This window comes from Mesorhizobium denitrificans, assembly GCF_003403035.1.
In the GTDB taxonomy this organism is placed as follows: domain Bacteria; phylum Pseudomonadota; class Alphaproteobacteria; order Rhizobiales; family Rhizobiaceae; genus Mesorhizobium_G; species Mesorhizobium_G denitrificans.
The window spans coordinates 89,386-105,204 of sequence record NZ_QURN01000008.1; the positions used below are offsets into that span (position 1 = coordinate 89,386).

20 protein-coding genes are annotated in these 15,819 nt (G+C 58.1%); 8 read left to right on the forward strand and 12 right to left on the reverse strand.

Features of this window, described 5'->3' with window-relative positions:
* Nucleotides 1–17: 17 nt before the first annotated feature.
* On the reverse strand, nt 18–1,289 hold the full coding sequence (gene clpX, locus DY251_RS12030) for an ATP-dependent Clp protease ATP-binding subunit ClpX (RefSeq protein WP_116624151.1): 1,272 nt from the start codon (nt 1,287–1,289) through the stop codon (nt 18–20).
* A 335-nt stretch (nt 1,290–1,624) separates the two neighbouring features.
* Nucleotides 1,625–2,254, reverse strand: a complete 630-nt coding sequence (locus DY251_RS12035; protein ID WP_116624152.1) for an ATP-dependent Clp protease proteolytic subunit — start codon at nt 2,252–2,254, stop codon at nt 1,625–1,627.
* A gap of 206 nt (nt 2,255–2,460) precedes the next feature.
* Here DY251_RS12035 and DY251_RS12040 point away from each other — a divergent pair, with 206 nt between their 5' ends.
* A complete protein-coding gene (locus tag DY251_RS12040) occupies nt 2,461–3,186 on the forward strand; it encodes a hypothetical protein (RefSeq protein WP_137113654.1) in 726 nt (241 codons plus the stop codon).
* Here DY251_RS12040 and DY251_RS12045 read toward each other — a convergent pair.
* Nucleotides 3,183–4,286, reverse strand: a complete 1,104-nt coding sequence (locus DY251_RS12045) for an NAD(P)/FAD-dependent oxidoreductase (RefSeq protein WP_116624154.1) — start codon at nt 4,284–4,286, stop codon at nt 3,183–3,185. The genes DY251_RS12040 and DY251_RS12045 overlap by 4 nt on opposite strands.
* An 82-nt stretch (nt 4,287–4,368) precedes the next feature.
* Between DY251_RS12045 and DY251_RS12050 the strand changes: the two genes are divergently transcribed.
* On the forward strand, nt 4,369–5,628 hold the full coding sequence (locus tag DY251_RS12050; RefSeq protein WP_116624155.1) for a cytochrome P450: 1,260 nt from the start codon (nt 4,369–4,371) through the stop codon (nt 5,626–5,628).
* Here DY251_RS12050 and DY251_RS12055 read toward each other — a convergent pair.
* The 3 genes from DY251_RS12055 to DY251_RS12065 form a co-directional block, all read right to left on the reverse strand.
* On the reverse strand, nt 5,625–5,966 hold the full coding sequence (locus tag DY251_RS12055; protein ID WP_116624156.1) for a cupin domain-containing protein: 342 nt from the start codon (nt 5,964–5,966) through the stop codon (nt 5,625–5,627). The two genes, DY251_RS12050 and DY251_RS12055, sit on opposite strands and share 4 nt — an antisense overlap.
* Nucleotides 5,967–5,968: 2 nt before the next feature.
* A complete protein-coding gene (locus DY251_RS12060) occupies nt 5,969–7,252 on the reverse strand; it encodes an O-acetylhomoserine aminocarboxypropyltransferase (protein WP_116624157.1) in 1,284 nt (427 codons plus the stop codon).
* Between the two features lie 142 nt (nt 7,253–7,394).
* On the reverse strand, nt 7,395–7,916 hold the full coding sequence (locus tag DY251_RS12065; RefSeq protein WP_116624158.1) for a CoA-binding protein: 522 nt from the start codon (nt 7,914–7,916) through the stop codon (nt 7,395–7,397).
* Between the two features lie 173 nt (nt 7,917–8,089).
* Here DY251_RS12065 and DY251_RS12070 point away from each other — a divergent pair, with 173 nt between their 5' ends.
* A complete protein-coding gene (locus DY251_RS12070) occupies nt 8,090–8,770 on the forward strand; it encodes a hypothetical protein (RefSeq protein ID WP_158553252.1) in 681 nt (226 codons plus the stop codon).
* A gap of 4 nt (nt 8,771–8,774) precedes the next feature.
* Here the strand turns inward: DY251_RS12070 and DY251_RS12075 are convergent, their stop codons facing one another.
* Nucleotides 8,775–9,194 (reverse strand): VOC family protein, encoded by a 420-nt coding sequence (locus DY251_RS12075; RefSeq protein WP_116624160.1) that lies wholly within the window; start codon nt 9,192–9,194, stop codon nt 8,775–8,777.
* The gene (locus tag DY251_RS12080; protein ID WP_116624161.1) at nt 9,194–10,015 is read right to left on the reverse strand and encodes an enoyl-CoA hydratase; all 822 of its coding nucleotides are present in this window, start codon (nt 10,013–10,015) and stop codon (nt 9,194–9,196) included. Before DY251_RS12080 ends, DY251_RS12075 begins: the two co-directional genes overlap by 1 nt.
* A gap of 119 nt (nt 10,016–10,134) precedes the next feature.
* Here DY251_RS12080 and DY251_RS12085 point away from each other — a divergent pair, with 119 nt between their 5' ends.
* Complete coding sequence (locus DY251_RS12085) at nt 10,135–10,578, forward strand: PaaI family thioesterase (protein WP_116624162.1); 444 nt, start codon at nt 10,135–10,137, stop codon at nt 10,576–10,578.
* Between the two features lie 12 nt (nt 10,579–10,590).
* The gene (locus tag DY251_RS12090) at nt 10,591–11,331 is read left to right on the forward strand and encodes an NUDIX hydrolase (protein ID WP_116624163.1); all 741 of its coding nucleotides are present in this window, start codon (nt 10,591–10,593) and stop codon (nt 11,329–11,331) included.
* A 6-nt stretch (nt 11,332–11,337) separates the two neighbouring features.
* Here the strand turns inward: DY251_RS12090 and DY251_RS12095 are convergent, their stop codons facing one another.
* Entirely contained in the window at nt 11,338–11,598 is a 261-nt protein-coding gene (locus DY251_RS12095) for a DUF1127 domain-containing protein (RefSeq protein ID WP_245415942.1), read from the reverse strand.
* Nucleotides 11,599–11,639: 41 nt separating this feature from the next.
* Between DY251_RS12095 and DY251_RS12100 the strand changes: the two genes are divergently transcribed.
* Entirely contained in the window at nt 11,640–13,052 is a 1,413-nt protein-coding gene (locus DY251_RS12100) for an aminotransferase-like domain-containing protein (protein WP_116624164.1), read from the forward strand.
* On the opposite strand, the gene DY251_RS12105 is transcribed toward DY251_RS12100, so the two are convergent.
* Nucleotides 13,049–13,765 (reverse strand): DNA-3-methyladenine glycosylase I, encoded by a 717-nt coding sequence (locus DY251_RS12105; RefSeq protein WP_116624165.1) that lies wholly within the window; start codon nt 13,763–13,765, stop codon nt 13,049–13,051. The two genes, DY251_RS12100 and DY251_RS12105, sit on opposite strands and share 4 nt — an antisense overlap.
* Nucleotides 13,766–13,846: 81 nt before the next feature.
* Here DY251_RS12105 and DY251_RS12110 point away from each other — a divergent pair, with 81 nt between their 5' ends.
* Together DY251_RS12110 and DY251_RS12115 are read left to right on the forward strand one after the other, a co-directional pair.
* Complete coding sequence (locus tag DY251_RS12110; RefSeq protein WP_116624166.1) at nt 13,847–14,401, forward strand: DUF1003 domain-containing protein; 555 nt, start codon at nt 13,847–13,849, stop codon at nt 14,399–14,401.
* Nucleotides 14,401–14,985, forward strand: coding sequence for a DedA family protein (locus tag DY251_RS12115; protein ID WP_116624167.1), 585 nt, complete (start codon nt 14,401–14,403; stop codon nt 14,983–14,985). Before DY251_RS12110 ends, DY251_RS12115 begins: the two co-directional genes overlap by 1 nt.
* Here the strand turns inward: DY251_RS12115 and DY251_RS12120 are convergent, their stop codons facing one another.
* Both DY251_RS12120 and DY251_RS12125 read right to left on the reverse strand, forming a co-directional pair.
* Nucleotides 14,986–15,333: a diacylglycerol kinase gene (locus tag DY251_RS12120; protein WP_116624168.1), complete on the reverse strand. Its 348-nt coding sequence runs from the start codon at nt 15,331–15,333 to the stop codon at nt 14,986–14,988. It abuts the gene before it with no gap.
* 64 nt (nt 15,334–15,397) lie between these two features.
* Nucleotides 15,398–15,817 carry a GFA family protein gene (locus DY251_RS12125; protein WP_116624169.1) on the reverse strand — a complete coding sequence of 140 codons (420 nt, stop codon included), beginning with the start codon at nt 15,815–15,817 and terminating at the stop codon, nt 15,398–15,400.
* Between the last annotated feature and the right edge of the window lie 2 nt (nt 15,818–15,819).

Here is a 15,819-nt window from a genome sequence, read left to right on the forward strand (position 1 = left end):
CGGTCGAAATTTCGAGCTTAAGCGCTCGCGCTGCTCTTCTTCTCACCCTGTTCGGAGTAGATATAGAGCGGTCGCGCATTGCCCGACACGACCTCTTCCGAAATCACAACCTCCTGCACGCCTTCCAGCGCCGGAAGCTCGAACATCGTGTCCAGCAAGATCGCTTCCATGATGGAACGCAGACCGCGCGCGCCGGTCTTGCGCTCGATTGCGCGTTTGGCGATTGCGGAAAGTGCGTTCTCGTGGAACGTCAGTTCGACGTTTTCCATCTCGAAAAGCCGCTGATACTGCTTGACCAGCGCGTTCTTCGGCTCGGTCAGGATCTGGATCAGCGCAGGCTCATCGAGGTCCTCCAGCGTCGCCAGTACCGGCAAACGACCGACGAATTCCGGGATCAGACCGAATTTCAGCAGATCTTCCGGCTCCACCAGACGGAAAAGGTCGCCTGAGCGACGATCTTCGGGCGATGCGACGCGAGCACCGAAGCCGATCGAGGTCTTGCGACCACGATCCGAGATAATACGATCCAGCCCGGCGAACGCGCCACCGCAGATGAACAGAATGTTCGCAGTATCGACCTGCAGGAATTCCTGCTGCGGATGCTTGCGGCCACCCTGCGGCGGAACCGAAGCAACCGTGCCTTCCATGATCTTGAGCAGCGCCTGCTGCACGCCTTCGCCTGAAACGTCGCGCGTGATCGAAGGATTGTCAGACTTGCGCGAAATCTTGTCGATTTCATCGATATAGACAATGCCGCGCTGCGCGCGCTCGACATTATAATCGGCGGCTTGCAGCAGTTTCAGGATGATGTTTTCAACATCCTCGCCGACATAGCCGGCTTCGGTCAGCGTCGTCGCGTCCGCCATAGTGAACGGCACGTCGATGATGCGAGCCAGTGTCTGCGCGAGCAGCGTCTTGCCACAGCCGGTTGGGCCGATGAGCAGAATATTGGACTTCGCCAATTCCACATCGTTGTTTTTGCCCGCATGCGCGAGGCGCTTGTAGTGGTTATGTACAGCGACTGAAAGTACGCGCTTGGCGTAGCTTTGCCCGATTACATAATCGTCCAATACCTTCAGAATTTCCTGCGGAGTTGGAACACCCTCGCGGGATTTCACCATCGAGGTTTTGTTTTCCTCGCGGATAATGTCCATGCAGAGTTCGACGCATTCATCGCAGATGAACACGGTTGGTCCTGCAATGAGCTTGCGCACTTCGTGCTGGCTCTTGCCGCAGAATGAGCAATAGAGCGTATTCTTTGAATCGCCGCTGTTGCCTACCTTGCTCATTTTCTAACGTCCTTTCAGTGCCGTTTCAGCCTTCCTGAGAACCCAACCTTTTCGGTGCGTTCCGTCGGAAAGCCGGCTACCCTGCTATGCCAATCGTACGAAACACAATTCGATTGGCGTGGCAATGATTCGCAGTTGCCCTATTTGAGGCTACCCATCCGTAAATCAACAGAAGCTTAACGTAGGACGTCAAGGGGCCAGTTCAAACATACAGGATGGATTTGGCCATCGCAGGGGCATCCATGTGACGATATAGTCACCCAGAAGCCCAACTGCGATATCAACTTTTGTTGTCTCGGTTAAGTCGTTTGGCCGGAGATCGGGGCTTTACCCGATCAGCTTGCCGGATTTTCCACTGCTTCGCGCGTGGTAATCACCTTGTCGATCAAACCAAATGCGAGCGCCTCGTCGGAGGTCATGAAGTGGTCGCGATCCAGCGTCCGCTCAATGGTGTCGTAGTCTTTGCCGGTGTGCTTGACGTACACCTCATTGAGGCGGCGCTTGAGCTTGATGATATCCTGCGCGTGACGTTCGATATCAGATGCCTGCCCCTGGAAGCCGCCGGATGGCTGGTGAACCATGATGCGCGCATTCGGCGTTGCAAACCGCATGCCCTTCTCGCCTGCGCAAAGCAGCAGCGAACCCATGGATGCCGCCTGCCCAATGCACAGCGTGGAAACAGCAGGCTTGATGAACTGCATCGTGTCGTAAATCGCCATGCCGGACGTGACCACGCCACCGGGCGAATTGATGTAGAGGCTGATTTCCTTCTTGGGGTTTTCGGCCTCGAGGAACAGCAACTGAGCGCAGACCAGAGTCGCCATCCCGTCTTCAACCGGACCGGTCACGAAAATGATGCGCTCCTTCAGCAGGCGCGAGAAAATGTCGTAGGCCCGCTCGCCGCGATTGGTCTGCTCGACCACCATCGGCACAAGGTTCATATAGGTTTCGATCGGGTCTCTCATGGAACTACCTTCGCAACGGTCTGCATGGCCGCAGAATCGGAATCGGAATTTCTGCCTGTAGATAGGACGCCCACTCCCCCTAGTGCAAGTGCATGGAAATTGGGAATTTTCTTAACCTTTCTCTTTAACCGCATCCGGTGAATCTGCTTTTCACATCGCTCTCCGCGCGTAAAGTCGCGCCGAAACCGTCGTGCGGAGGTTGCCCGATGAAAGCTGTAATTGGCCGTTTTGCCGTGATAACTCTTGCTGCGAATATCGCTGCCCCATCCGCGATTGCCGGTGGTTATCCTGTTGAATGCTATGAGCACATTCAGCGCGCGCCGGTTTACGGTACAGTCACCGAGCGGGTTGAGCTTTATCCCGCCACCACCGATGTGCGGATTTCCGCGCCGATCATCGGAACGCGCGAGCGCGTCACGCGGCTAAGCCCCGAAACTGTCGGCGTGCGGGTCGTTCCCGCGCAATATCGCACGATCAGGGAGCGTTACGTGCTCGAACCGGCAAAAGTCGTGCAGCGCCGCCTGCCGCCGCGGACCGAGGCGCGTTACCGCAAGGAACTCGTGCCCGGTGGATATAAATGGGAATGGCGCGTGATTAACGGGCGCAAGGTGCTTTGCAAGATCAAGCTTCCAGCCCGCTATCGAACCGTGGTTGAGCGCGTGCCCGTAGGCCCGGATCGCGTCGTCCGCCAGAAGGTCGCGGCCACCTATGGTTATCGCGAGAAGGTCATAGAAATCACGCCGGAGCGCCGTGAGCGTTATGTCATTCCTGCGCGCTACGCATCGGAAACCGAGCAAGTGGTGCTGCGTCCGAAGATCGTGCAGGAAATACCCATCGGTCCCGCCTATCGAACGATTACGCGTAAAGTGCTCGTGCGGCCCGGCGAGGATGCTTATCAGCGCGTAGCGTTGCCAAACCGATGCAAGTCCTAAGCCTGTTCGGCCTTTAGCCACTGCTTGAAGCCCTCGATGTCACCGTCATCGATCGCGCGTGCTGTCCGCCGGCCAACGGCCGCTCCAAACTTGTAGCCGTGGCCTGAACAAGCCGAGACGATCAGGCATTTGCCGCGCTCATCCGCGAAAAAGCGCTCATCTTTGGTGAAAGTATAGGCGCAGGTCACCACGTCGGTAATCCGATATTCCCTCACCCGCGCGATGGGCGGCTGGAAAATATCGCGTATCGCCTCCCCCTCGCCTGGCACTGGCTCGCGGTTCCAATCCGCATCGCTTGTTTCAACCTTGTGCAGGCCGGTGCCAAACTTCATGCCTGCGCCGCCGCTCGGCGGAATCATATAGCCATCCGTATTGCCGCCCACGTCCAGAACCACCGGCGCGGCTTCCCACGCGGCCTTCAGATCGGCTGGTGGCTCGACATAGGCCAGCGCGGTTCGATAGGTCGTGAGTGTCGAACCCAGGTCCGGGAAAAGCTTGAGCACCCAGGCGCCAGCCGTGACCACGACATGATCGGCTTGCATCCTCTCGCCGGATTCCAGCTCTATGCGCCCCGCATCGGTATCAACGCTGACAACTTTGGCGTTCTCGTAGACATTCGCGCCTTGCTTGCGCAGCCAGTCGGCAATACCGGTCGCGATCCGGCGGCAATGCAGCGCGCCACCTTCCGGCGAGAAAAACGCATAGCGGAACGTTCCGGCCTCCAGAAATGGCCAGCGCGCTACAGCTTCGTCGGGCGTCAGCAATTCCAAAGGAAAGCCGCCATCCACAAGGCCCTCGCGATACTCATCTGCCTCGTCGCCCGGTTCGCGCGAAACGCACATGAAGCCGCGCGGATCGAGGTGGCTTTCGCCAAGATCTGCCCATAATTCGTCCCATGCTTCGTATGCTTCGGAAATCAGACGCCCGTAGCCCGCGGCCTTGCCATAGGCGCGGCGAATTATGCGATGGTGGTCGCCAGATGCTGCCAGCGGGTTGGGAATCGGCCCCTGCTCCACCAGCGAGACACTGTGCCCCGCCTTCGTTAGCGACCACGCTGTGGAGAGCCCGGCAATGCCTGCTCCAACGACAATAATGTTCATGGTTCAATGCCCGTATGCTGACAATTGGCGCGGCTGCGCGTAGAGCCTGTTATGGAACACGCAAGCACGGCGGCATGGGCGGATGCAAGACGAACTACCTTATTTCCAATTCGATTTGCGTTCGAAGCACCTTAAGCTGGACCCGCACGAACCGCGCTTCGTGCAGAATCCGTACGAGGCATACGCGTGGTTGCACGCAAGAGCGCCAACCTTCTATTGGGAAGAGTTCGGCATGTGGTGCTTCGGCGGATATGACCAGGTCAACCGCCTGCTGCGTGATCGCACTCTTGGCCGGCAAAACCCGCTCGGTGTTCCCGGCAGCCCTGCTGTCTCGGCTGGTCGCGAACATCTCCAGCATTTCGACGCCATAGAAGCGCATTCGATGCTGGAGCTTGAGCCGCCGGTCCACACGCGTCTGCGCACGCTGGTCAATCGCGCCTTCGTCTCGCGTCAAGTCGAGCGTTTGCGCCCGCGCGCTGAAGCGCTCGCAAATGAGTTGATCGACCGTTTCCCGAACGGGTCGTTCGATCTGCTTCCGGCTTTCGCTGCGCCGTTGCCCATCACCATCATCGCGGAAATGCTCGGCGTTCCGCTCGAGATGGGGCCGCAGTTGCTGGATTGGTCCCACAAGCACGTCGCCATGTATATGCATGGCCGCACCCGTGAAACCGAAGATGCTGCCAACCGCGCCGCGCTCGAATTTTCCGATTTTCTGCGCAGCTACGCTGCTGAGCGCCGCCGCGCACCGGGCGACGATTTGCTCTCACTTCTTCTGTCCGCGCAGGAAGACGGCGAGCGACTGAACGAGGATGAGCTGGTTTCATCGGTTGTCCTGCTGCTCAATGCCGGGCATGAAGCGACCGTTCATCAGACCGGCAACGCCGTTTCCGTTCTGCTTGCGGAGCGTGATACGGGCCGCGTCGATCTTCCTTCGCTATTCTCTTCGCCGGAAGCCACAGCCGCTGCTGTTGAAGAGTGCCTTCGCATCAACGCGCCGCTCCACATGTTCACGCGCTACGCCTATCAGGATACAGATTTTGGCGACGGCGTCGCCGTCAAGGCAGGCGAGCAGATTGCCTTGCTGCTCGGCATGGCGAACCACGATCCTCGCGCCTTTGATCGACAGGACCAATTCGTGTCAGGCCGCGCGGATCAGAAGAATGTAAGCTTCGGTGCGGGCATCCATTTCTGCATCGGCGCGCCGCTTGCGCGTGTCGAGTTGCAGGCTTCACTCAGCGCGCTGTTGACGCGCCTGCCAAAGCTGAAGCTGGCAGAGCCGCCGCAATACGGCGACACTTACCATTTTCACGGGCTGCAACGGCTCATCGTAACGCGCAACTAGAGCCGGATCACATATTCCTTGCGCGTCGTTTCGAGCACTTCCCAGCTTCCTTTGAAGCCGGGGCGGAGAATGAAGCTGTCGCCCGCCGTCACCTTCCGGGCTTCGCCGCCATCCTCGGTAATGATCGAGGTGCCTGCTAGAATATGGCAGAATTCCCACTCATCATATTCGATGTGCCATTTGCCGGGCGTCGCTTCCCATATTCCCGCATAGAGGCCGCCATCGGCCTCCTCCACATTCCACGTCCGAAACTGCGGCTTTCCTGAGATCGTCCGGCCTTCCGCCGGAGTGCCTTCTTCGGCCTCTCCGGCAGTGTTCACCGCTACATACAGCGCCATGCCTAGACCTTCGCCAGCGACTGTTCGAGGTCGGCAATGATGTCGTTCACATCTTCAATGCCGATTGAAAGGCGCACTGTGTCCGGCCCCGCGCCCGCAGCGATCTTCTGCTCGTCGGTAAGCTGGCGGTGCGTCGTTGATGCCGGGTGGATAACCAGCGAGCGCGTGTCACCGACATTTGCAAGGTGCGAGAACAATTCCAGCCCTTCCACAAACTTGACGCCCGCGTCATAACCGCCCTTGAGGCCGAAGGTGAAAACAGCGCCCCCACCGTTCGGCGAATAGCGCTTTTGCAACGCGTGATTCTTGTCGCCTTTCAAGCCGGGATAAGACACCCACGCCACTTTCGGGTGGTCGGACAGCCACGCCGCCACCGTCAACGAGTTATCGCAGTGCTTCTGCATACGCAGCGGCAGCGTTTCTAGACCGGTCAGGATCATGAAGGCGTTGAACGGCGAAATCGCGGGTCCAAAATCGCGCAGGCCAAGCACGCGCGCCGCAATCGCGAATGCGAAATTGCCGAACGTTTCGTGTAGCACCACACCGCCATATTCCGAGCGTGGCTGCGAAAGCATCGGGTACTTGCCGGACTTCGACCAGTCGAACGTGCCGCCATCCACGATAACGCCGCCGATGGAGTTGCCGTGCCCGCCAATGAACTTGGTTAGCGAATGCACCACAATATCCGCACCGTGCTCGATTGGCCGGATCAGGTATGGCGAAGCCAGTGTATTGTCCACGATCAGCGGAATTCCGTGCTTTCGCGCAATCTTGCCAATCGCCTCGATGTCCACAAAAGTGCCACCCGGATTGGCAAGGCTTTCAACGAAAATCGCCTTGGTCTTGTCGTCGATCTGCTTTTCGAAGCTGGCCGGATCTTCCGGCTCGGCCCAGCGAACTTCCCAGCCAAAGCTTTTGAATGCGTTTCCGAACTGATTGATCGAGCCGCCATAAAGCTTTCTGGCTGCTACGAAATTCTCGCCCGGTGCCATAATCGTATGGAATACCAGCATTTGCGCGGCGTGGCCCGAAGCCACCGCCAAAGCTGCCGTGCCGCCTTCCAGCGCTGCTACGCGCTCTTCCAGTACGGCCTGCGTCGGGTTCATTATGCGTGTGTAGATGTTGCCGAACGCCTTCAGGCCAAACAGCGAGGCAGCATGGTCTGCATCCTCGAAAACATACGCGCTTGTTTGATATATAGGCGTCGTGCGCGCGCCCGTTGCGGGGTCGGGTTTCGCCCCGGCGTGAACGGCTAGGGTGGAAAATCCGGGCGTGCGTGGTGACATAGTCCTCTCCTCAACTTTTCTGCTTGAAAATCTGACCGCGACTTTGCGCAGGAAGCCGCCTGCTTGCAACGATGGATTTTCTTAAATCCGGTTATTTCGGCTCCACTATTTGCGCGGCGTGCGCATTTCTAGAAATGATCGTCTATTTCTGCCGCACCCCGAAGCTCTGAACGCCGCCGCGCATCAGCGGTCTGCGTGAAGACAGCACGCCGGAGTTCACGCCAGTCCATCCAATCTCACCAGAAAGACGGCCATATTCGATTTTCGGGCAGCGATTCATAACCACCTTCATACCCGCCGCCTCAGCGCGTTCCGCCGCCTCATCATTGCGAACGCCAAGCTGCATCCACAGCACTTTTGGCAAATGCTCCAGCGCGAGAACTTCATCCACAATTCCAGGGACTGCGTCCGAAGCTCGAAATATGTCCACCATGTCGATCTGAACCGGAATCTCAGCGAGTTTAGCGTAAACAAGCTGGCCGAGAATCTCCTTGCCTGCCTGACCGGGATTGACCGGAAAAACCTGGAAGCCCTTGGCCAGCAAATACTTCGCAACAAAGTAGCTCGGGCGCACATCGTTGGCGGATGCGCCGACAATCGCGATCGTTTTCACTGAGTTCAGAATTTCCGCGATATACGCGTTGTCGTAGCGGTCGTGATTCAAGCCTGGGTTCTCCGGGTTGCATTCGCTTCGGAAATCCAGTCACATGTCGGTGGGCACGACTGGATTTGCGGAGAGACTACATGCGCGCAGCGCTGGCGCAACGCCTGTTGATTGCCCTTTTCGGAATTGCGTTTCAACCTTCTTTGGCTCGCGCCGAAGTTCCACCAGATGGCGTGGCCACGCTCGACAAGGCCGCAATAGAATTTGTCGCCTTGCTCAAAGAGCCACAATACAAGGCCGAGCCGCCGCGCATCAGCGACGAGAAGATCAAAACCTTGTTCGCCGCCCTGCTCGATCATGAAAAAATCATCGGCGAAGCACCTTACACCCCCAAAGACATTCAGCCGCTGCTGACCATCTTTTCTGGCTATTTCGCACTTTCGAAAGCTTACATCGAGCACCGCGACGCAAACGGCAAGGCACCGGAACAAGGCCCGGAGGTGGCTTATCAGGATGAGTTAGCCCAACTTGCCAAAGGCATGCTGGATACGGGCGGCGCGCTTTCGCTTGCTCTCACGGCCCAGGCTGACAGCAAGCCAGCCGCCGAATTCTCGGAACAGGAAAAAGCGCAACTGGCGAAATTCCGGCTGGGTATCAGCCAAATCTTCTCCAGCGCTGTCACGCTGGTTCAAAACCCGCAATATTCTGAAGCAAACAAGACCGTGATCGCCGCGGCTCTCGCTGAAAACGGACAGGCTTTCAGCGACATCATTCTGGTCGCCGAACGCGGCAACATCGCCAACGCCGCCACCCAGGCGCTCATGTACGCGCCAAAGGGCGTCGAAGAAGACATGAACGCGTTTCTCAACCAACTGAAAAGCGCCGAGTGCACCGGCCTATGCGCGCTTAAATAGCGTGTCAGGCCGGCAGGGAGATGTTTCCGTTGGCATCGATTGGGAAGTCGGGGTTATGCGCCACTTCCCAGACATTGCCTTCGGGGTCGGAGAAATAGCCGTACCAGCCGCCCCAAAACGCCTTGCCTGCCGCTTTCACAATCGTTCCGCCCGCCCGTTCGGCTAGCTCAAGCACGGAATCAACCTCGAAATCGGTTCGCGTATTGTATGCCAGATAGACCCGTGACGGTCCGTCACCGAAGCGCATGCCTGCATCTTCCTCCGCGCTCGGCCTTGGAAACAGCGCGAATATCACGCCGCCGATCTGGAAGAATGCAACGCCGTCATCGATTCGATGACGCTTGAACCCCATCGACCGATAAAATCCTGCCATCAGGTCGAGATCATCAACAGCAATCGTAATGATCGAAACGCGCGGTTCCATCACTCCTCGCTCCATTGCGGCTTTCGCTTTTCAATGAAAGCCGCAATTCCCTCTTGAGCGTCACGTCCAAGCATATTGTCTACCATCACGCGCGACGCATGTGCATATGCGTCGGCCAGCCCCAGTTCGGCCTGCTGATAAAACGCGCGCTTGCCGATAGCTATTGCCGCAGGTGACTTTGCAACAATGACTTGCGCGTATTTGTTCACAACTTGAGTCAGATATTCTGCCGGCACCACGCGATTGACCAACCCGAATTCCCGCGCTGTTCCCGCGTCGATCATCTCACCGGTGAACAGCATTTCCATTGCGTGCTTCGGCTTCATCCCGCGCGCCAGCGCCACGCCCGGTGTGGTGCAAAACAGGCCGACATCGATGCCATTCACGCCGAATGTCGCTTTGTCTGATGCGATCGCCAGATCACAGGTAGCGACAAGCTGGCACCCCGCCGCCGTCGCAATACCATTCACCTCAGCGATGACCGGGCGCGGATGCGCAACAATAGTCTGCATCATTTTCCCGCAAGCCTCGAAAGTTTGCTCGAAAAACGCCTCACCCTTGTCGGCATCGTTGCGATGCGCGGTCATCTCCTTAAGATCGTGCCCGCCCGAAAAAACCTTGCCCTGCGCCGCGATAACCACCACGCGCACGCTCGAATCGGCTGCAGAACGGTCTAGCTCGGCCTGCAATTCCGCGATCAGGTCTATCGACAGCGCATTGGCTGGCGGGCGGTTCAGGATCAAGCGCAGCACGCCATCTGCCTGTTCCACACGCAACAGCGCTTGCTGGTCCGCGCGCGGCATTGCAAGTATTTCTGCCATAGTGACCTCGTTGATCGCTTTCGCGACGTGAATGCCTGAGACGATTCTCGCCCGCAACCTTGACTTCCAGGCAATCCCCGGTTGGTTGTTGCACCACGTTACATCACCGGGGATATGGAATGCCAGCCCAACACGATCTCAATCCCGTTATGTCGGTGGCGCAGGTCAGCGCCATGCTGGATGAAGTTTTTCCTCAATTCAATGTCGACCGCGCGTTTGAGGTTCGCGACATCCGTCCCGGCGGCTGCACGGTTCGCCTGAATGCTGGCGATAATCACCTGCGCCCCGGTGGCACCGTTTCCGGCCCCTCGCTTTTCGCTCTGGCGGATATTGCGGGATATGTTTGCGTCCTGTCCCATGCCGGGCCGGATGCGCTGTCCGTCACCACAAACCTCAATATAAATTTCATGCGCAAGGCCGAAGCCGGCCCCATCGATGGCCATTGCCGCATTCTGAAACTTGGGCGCAGTCTCATGGTATTCGACATCGAAATGATCGCGGGCGACGACCAGCACCTTGTCGCACACGCCACCGGCACCTATTCCATTCCGCCGAAACGCTGATAGAAGCCTCTCATGGAAGGAATGACGCGCAAGCAACTCGACAAGGCGGAAACCAAGGATTTCGCGCTGGGCGGAAAACCCATGCGTCCGCGCGACGCCGCGACCTTGATCCTGCTGGATCGTGTTGGCAGTGAGACGCGCGTACTTATGGGTCGCCGGCACCAGCGCCACGCCTTCATGCCGGGCAAGTTTGTTTTTCCCGGCGGACGCACGGATCCTGCCGATAGCCGCATAGCCGTTGCTGCTGGACTGCACCCTGCCGAAGAAGCGAAACTCATTGGAAGCGGAAACCGCGCAAGTGCCGTTCGCGCGCGTGCCATCGCGCTTTCAGCAATCCGCGAAACTTATGAGGAAGCCGGACTTCTTCTTGGCCGCAAGGGTGATTTCTCGACGACCCGCAAGGATTGGCAAGGCTTCGCCGAGCACGGCGTGTGCCCATCGCTGGACATTTTGCGGTACATCGCCCGCGCCATCACCCCGCCCGGACGCGTTCGGCGTTACGACACGCGCTTCCTCGCAGCATGGCGCGATGACGTCGCGGTTGCGCTGCCGGAAGGTGGCCCCACGGATGAGCTTGAAGAGATAGTATGGCTGCCGCTAATCGACGCTATGGATGCGGACATTCCAGCCATCACGCGCACCATTCTGCAAGAGCTTGGCAATCGGCTTGCCGCCGATCCAAATCTTGAACCCGGCGGCGATGTGCCGTTCTACCGTATGCTGCGCGGGCATTTCCACAAAGACATCCTGTAACGGCGTTCACCGCCACCACGGCAAACTGCCTTCAAGCCCTGCTTCCTCGCGCGTCACACCAATGTCGCGCAATTGTGAATCATTGAGCAGCAACAGTTCCTTTCTGCTGCGCCGAATTTCCACGCGCCAAAACAGCCAATTCGCCACGTTATGCAGCATTCCGCCAGTTTTGCGCCGCGGCGCAATGCGTTGGCTCCGCAAAGGAATTGTATCGATTGTCTGCATGACACGCCCTTGCGCGTTTCCATTGATCGGTACAATCTGCATAAATTGACTCTTTCTATGTGACAATATATAGAATTGTCATCATGACAAATTGGCTCCCAGACCTTTCCTCCGGCGTTGGTCCGCTCTATCAGCGGCTTGCGGATAGCATTGAATCGGACATTGATGCGGGCACGCTTCCGTCCGGCTCCAAGCTACCCCCTCAGCGCGATCTCGCATTCGATATCGGCACGACCGTTGGCACCGTTGGTCGCGCCTATGCGCTGTTGCGTGAGCGCGGCCTTGTTAGCGGTGAAGTGGGTCGCGGCACCTATATTCTCGCCGCCGCCGAAACCGCGAAGGTGCATGAGCGGACCAATGCCAAACATGAGGGAACGCGGTATCTGGATGCGCCTGCGGGCAAGTTGCGCTTTGATACCACCGCCGCGCCGGACGTTGGCCAGGGCGCAGCGATCGCGCATATGCTCGGCGCAATAGCGCTGGAGGAGCCCGCGGAGGTCGCAAGCTACACGCGCACCTTCCCCGATAGCTGGTTTGAGGCGGGGAGCAATTGGCTTTCGCGAGGCGGGTTCCGTCCCGCACCCGACACGATTGTGCCAACGCAGGGCACCCATGCAGGCGTCGTTTCCTCAATTGCCGCGCTCACGGCCCCCGGGGATTACGTCTGTTTCGAGCATGTCACTTATTCGCAGGTTGCGCGCAGCACCGCGCTTGCCGGTCGTCGCATCGCCCTTGTCGAATCCGACGAATACGGGCTCGACCCTGATCACTTCGATCATGTGTGCGCGCAAAAGCATCCCACAATGGCATTTCTCATGCCATCGGCGCACAACCCGACCTGCACAAGCATGCCTGTCGAGCGGCGCGAGCGCATTGCCGAACTGGCGCGCAAGCACAACGTCATTCTGATTGAGGACGACCTGTATGGCCGTTTGAGTGATCGTCCCACGCCTCTGTTCGCCGAGCTTGTGCCTGAGCGCACCATCGTCGCATCGGGCCTGTCCAAATCCGTTGCCGCTGGCGTGCGCGGCGGTTGGCTCTCCTGCCCGCCTGCCTATCGCCATCGCATCCGCGTTGCGCACCGTCTCCTGAGCGGCGGCAACCCATACATACTTTCAGCTTTAGCCGCGCGGCTGGTGCTCTCAGGCGAAGCGCGCAGCATAGAAGAGCGCAGTGTTGCGGAGATCAAGGTGCGCATTGCGTTGGCCCGCGCGGCACTTGAAGGCTACAGCTTCAACAGTCAGGAAAGCCTGCCGTTCATCTGGCTATCGCTTCCAGACAGCTGGAACTCAGGCACGTTCAAGAACGCCGCATTCGAAAACGGCGTCATTCTTGACGATGAGGACGAGTTCAAGGCCGGACGCAGCGAAAAGGTTTTTCACCGCGTGCGCTTCGCCATATCCCAGCCATCAAGCCGCGAGGAAGTCAGCCGCGGGCTCGGCATCATCCGCCGACTTCTTGACGAGGGTCGCGCCGGTTACGAGCGGTTCGACTAATCTTCTCCGATATAGGCGAGCAACTGCTCCGGCGGGCGATTCTCACCAATCGACATGGAAAGAATGCGCGACAGATGGCGGTACGGCAGGCCTGTCTGCTGGTGCCACTCATTGAGCTGCATCTGAATGCGTGCGAGGTCGCGCTTGGAGGTCGGCGCTTCGGCGATTTCCAGCCCGGCATCGCGCAACGCCGCGGAAAAATCCGGTGAAATGATAAACCCGTCCCAGCCGATCCATCGCAGAAAATATTGACCCGTCGCGCCGCCAAGCCGCGTGCCACGCTTGCCGAGATATGCCATCAGCCCAATCTGGTCATCGGCCGGCCAGTTCGCCAGAAACTTGCCGAAGCTGCCATGCTCCTTCGCGATGTCGGCAATGAACGCTGCGTTCTCTTTGACCGACATGATCTTCTGCCCGTTGCGCACAATGCGCGTGTCGGAGGCCAGCGCTCCCCAAAAGTCGTCCGGCTCAAAAAGCAGACGGGAAACATCGAAGCCTAGAAATGCGTCTTCAAAACCCGGCCATTTGGCCTCGATAACACTCCATACAAAGCCCGCGCTGAAAACGCGCTGTGTCATTGCAGAAAGGATGCGATCGTCGCGCATGTCCTTCAACGCGCCATTTTCTGGCGCAACACCCAGCAGCCTGCCAAGCATCTCTTGGCCGCCTTTGCGCTTTGCGGCGCGCTCGCGAATCTTGTTGAAATCGATCATCGTCCTGCCCTTGCCGTAGCTATCCCTTTCTAGCATTTCTGGTTACAGCAAACATATCCAAGAAGTGTCCGAGGTTTGCTCATGTCCAAATCCGTTCCGGAAATCGCCGCCAAATGGCTGCGCCGAAGGCCCGAGAACCTCACCGACGCCGAAAACCGCGTGCTTCAAAGCACTATTGAGCATCGGCCGATTGCAGCCGACATAAACAAAGCCATAGCGGGCACCCAATCCACCGGCGACCGCGTAGCCGACACCATCGCGCGCGTGGGCGGTTCATGGACATTCATCATATCGTTCATCGGGTTCCTGATTGTGTGGACCATCATGAACGCCTGGCTGCTTGGTCAGGATATATTCGACCCATACCCGTTCGTGTTCCTGAATCTCGTACTTTCCATGATCGCCGCGCTGCAAGCGCCGATCATCATGATGTCGCAAAACCGGCAGGCCGAGCGCGACCGCCTCGACGCCTCACATGATTATGAAGTGAACCTCAAATCGGAAATTGAGATCATGGCTCTTCATGCCAAGGTCGAAGAGCTTCGGAGTCAGGAGATAGCGCTGCTCTGCCGTCAGATTTCTGAACTAACCGAACTCGTCCAGAGCGAACTCGTGAAGCGCGGCGGCAAGAACTGATGGAGACAGTTCGTGCGCTGGTCGAGCAGTATGGACTGATCGCAATCTTCACCGGCTGTGTGGCTGAAGGAGAAAGCTTCGCCATACTCGGGGGCTTTTTCGTTCATCAGGAAATTCTGCCACTCGCAGGTGTTTTTGCCGCAACCTTCCTTGGCTCGTTCCTCGGCGACAGCATGTTTTTCATGGCGGGACGTCATTTCACGAACCACCCCCTCGTCATGCGCCTGCGCCACAAGCGCGGGTTCAGCCATGCCTATCGTTTGGTTCGACGCCATCCCAACATTTTCGTTCTCACAAACCGCTTCATCTATGGCCTGCGGCTTGTCGGTGGCGTGGCGGCCGGCATGGCGAATATTCCCGTCGCGCGCTTCTTCGTGCTCAACGCGCTGTCGTCGGTCATCTGGTCGACTGTCTTTGTCGGGTTAGGTTATTTCTTCGGCCTTGGCGCCGAAACGCTAATCGGCGACACACTGCGAACGCATCATCGCCTGCTGATTGGCCTCGCAATCGGCGTCGCTGCCATGATCATTGCCGCCGTCATCGCGCATCGCATGGCAAAGAAAGAGCCACGCGAGCCAGAATAGCTAAAGCAGGCGTTCCAGAAGCGCGGAAATCCAGACGCCACCAACCAGCAGGATCGCAATCAAAACAGCTAGCGAGCCGCAATCCTTCGCGATCTGGATTTGCCGGTCAAACTCAAGGCTTACTGCATCGCAAGCAGCCTCAATGCCCGTATTCAGCACTTCGACCAGCATCAGGACCAGCACCGATCCCACGAGCAGAAAATAGCTCGACCAGCTTTCAGCAATGAACCACGCCACCGGCAGGGCGATTACAAGCAGCGCCAGTTCTTGCTGGAATGCCTTTTCGTTTCGCGCCAGCCAACCGAAGGCGCGCAGCGAATTGTACCAGGCGTTGATAAGTCTTTCCATTGTGAGGCGGCTCGCAGATTCTGTTCAGGTTGCCGATAGCTGGTCCTGACAGGATTGGAAACGGCTATTCGCTCGCCGTCGGAATGCTTTGTGTCGATTTTTCGAATTTTGGCAGGGCGTCGCCCAGATCGTAATAGTCGCCCTTATCGGCAACAAAGATATGGCACTGTGATTCCAGCCCGGTCGGCTCATGGAACGAACCGGCGGTTACGGACACGCGATCCGACCCGTTTCGTTTCCAGAACAGCAAGGATCCGCACTCTTTACAGAAGCCGCGTTTGGCAAATTCGCTCGCCGCATACCAACTGATATGCGCGCTGCCTTCGATCTCGATGTCCTTATCGTCAACGTCCGTCGCTGCGAGATAATGTCCGGTCTGCCGTCTGCATTGCGTGCAATGGCAATACACCACGCCGCGCAGGGACCCGCGCGTTTGATAGCTCACCTTGCCACACAAGCAGCTACCCGCACGCTCATTCGCCACGC

What these genes read in the sequence shown, in the direction of transcription:
- clpX (WP_116624151.1), bottom strand. Translation starts at nt 1,289, where the DNA reads ATGAGCAAGGTAGGCAACAGCGGCGATTCAAAGAATACGCTCTATTGC.
- DY251_RS12035 (WP_116624152.1), bottom strand. Translation starts at nt 2,254, where the DNA reads ATGAGAGACCCGATCGAAACCTATATGAACCTTGTGCCGATGGTGGTC.
- DY251_RS12040 (WP_137113654.1), top strand. Translation starts at nt 2,461, where the DNA reads ATGAAAGCTGTAATTGGCCGTTTTGCCGTGATAACTCTTGCTGCGAAT.
- DY251_RS12045 (WP_116624154.1), bottom strand. Translation starts at nt 4,286, where the DNA reads ATGAACATTATTGTCGTTGGAGCAGGCATTGCCGGGCTCTCCACAGCG.
- DY251_RS12050 (WP_116624155.1), top strand. Translation starts at nt 4,369, where the DNA reads ATGCAAGACGAACTACCTTATTTCCAATTCGATTTGCGTTCGAAGCAC.
- DY251_RS12055 (WP_116624156.1), bottom strand. Translation starts at nt 5,966, where the DNA reads ATGGCGCTGTATGTAGCGGTGAACACTGCCGGAGAGGCCGAAGAAGGC.
- DY251_RS12060 (WP_116624157.1), bottom strand. Translation starts at nt 7,252, where the DNA reads ATGTCACCACGCACGCCCGGATTTTCCACCCTAGCCGTTCACGCCGGG.
- DY251_RS12075 (WP_116624160.1), bottom strand. Translation starts at nt 9,194, where the DNA reads ATGGAACCGCGCGTTTCGATCATTACGATTGCTGTTGATGATCTCGAC.
- DY251_RS12080 (WP_116624161.1), bottom strand. Translation starts at nt 10,015, where the DNA reads ATGGCAGAAATACTTGCAATGCCGCGCGCGGACCAGCAAGCGCTGTTG.
- DY251_RS12085 (WP_116624162.1), top strand. Translation starts at nt 10,135, where the DNA reads ATGCCAGCCCAACACGATCTCAATCCCGTTATGTCGGTGGCGCAGGTC.
- DY251_RS12090 (WP_116624163.1), top strand. Translation starts at nt 10,591, where the DNA reads ATGGAAGGAATGACGCGCAAGCAACTCGACAAGGCGGAAACCAAGGAT.
- DY251_RS12095 (WP_245415942.1), bottom strand. Translation starts at nt 11,598, where the DNA reads ATGCAGATTGTACCGATCAATGGAAACGCGCAAGGGCGTGTCATGCAG.
- DY251_RS12100 (WP_116624164.1), top strand. Translation starts at nt 11,640, where the DNA reads ATGACAAATTGGCTCCCAGACCTTTCCTCCGGCGTTGGTCCGCTCTAT.
- DY251_RS12105 (WP_116624165.1), bottom strand. Translation starts at nt 13,765, where the DNA reads ATGATCGATTTCAACAAGATTCGCGAGCGCGCCGCAAAGCGCAAAGGC.
- DY251_RS12110 (WP_116624166.1), top strand. Translation starts at nt 13,847, where the DNA reads ATGTCCAAATCCGTTCCGGAAATCGCCGCCAAATGGCTGCGCCGAAGG.
- DY251_RS12115 (WP_116624167.1), top strand. Translation starts at nt 14,401, where the DNA reads ATGGAGACAGTTCGTGCGCTGGTCGAGCAGTATGGACTGATCGCAATC.
- DY251_RS12120 (WP_116624168.1), bottom strand. Translation starts at nt 15,333, where the DNA reads ATGGAAAGACTTATCAACGCCTGGTACAATTCGCTGCGCGCCTTCGGT.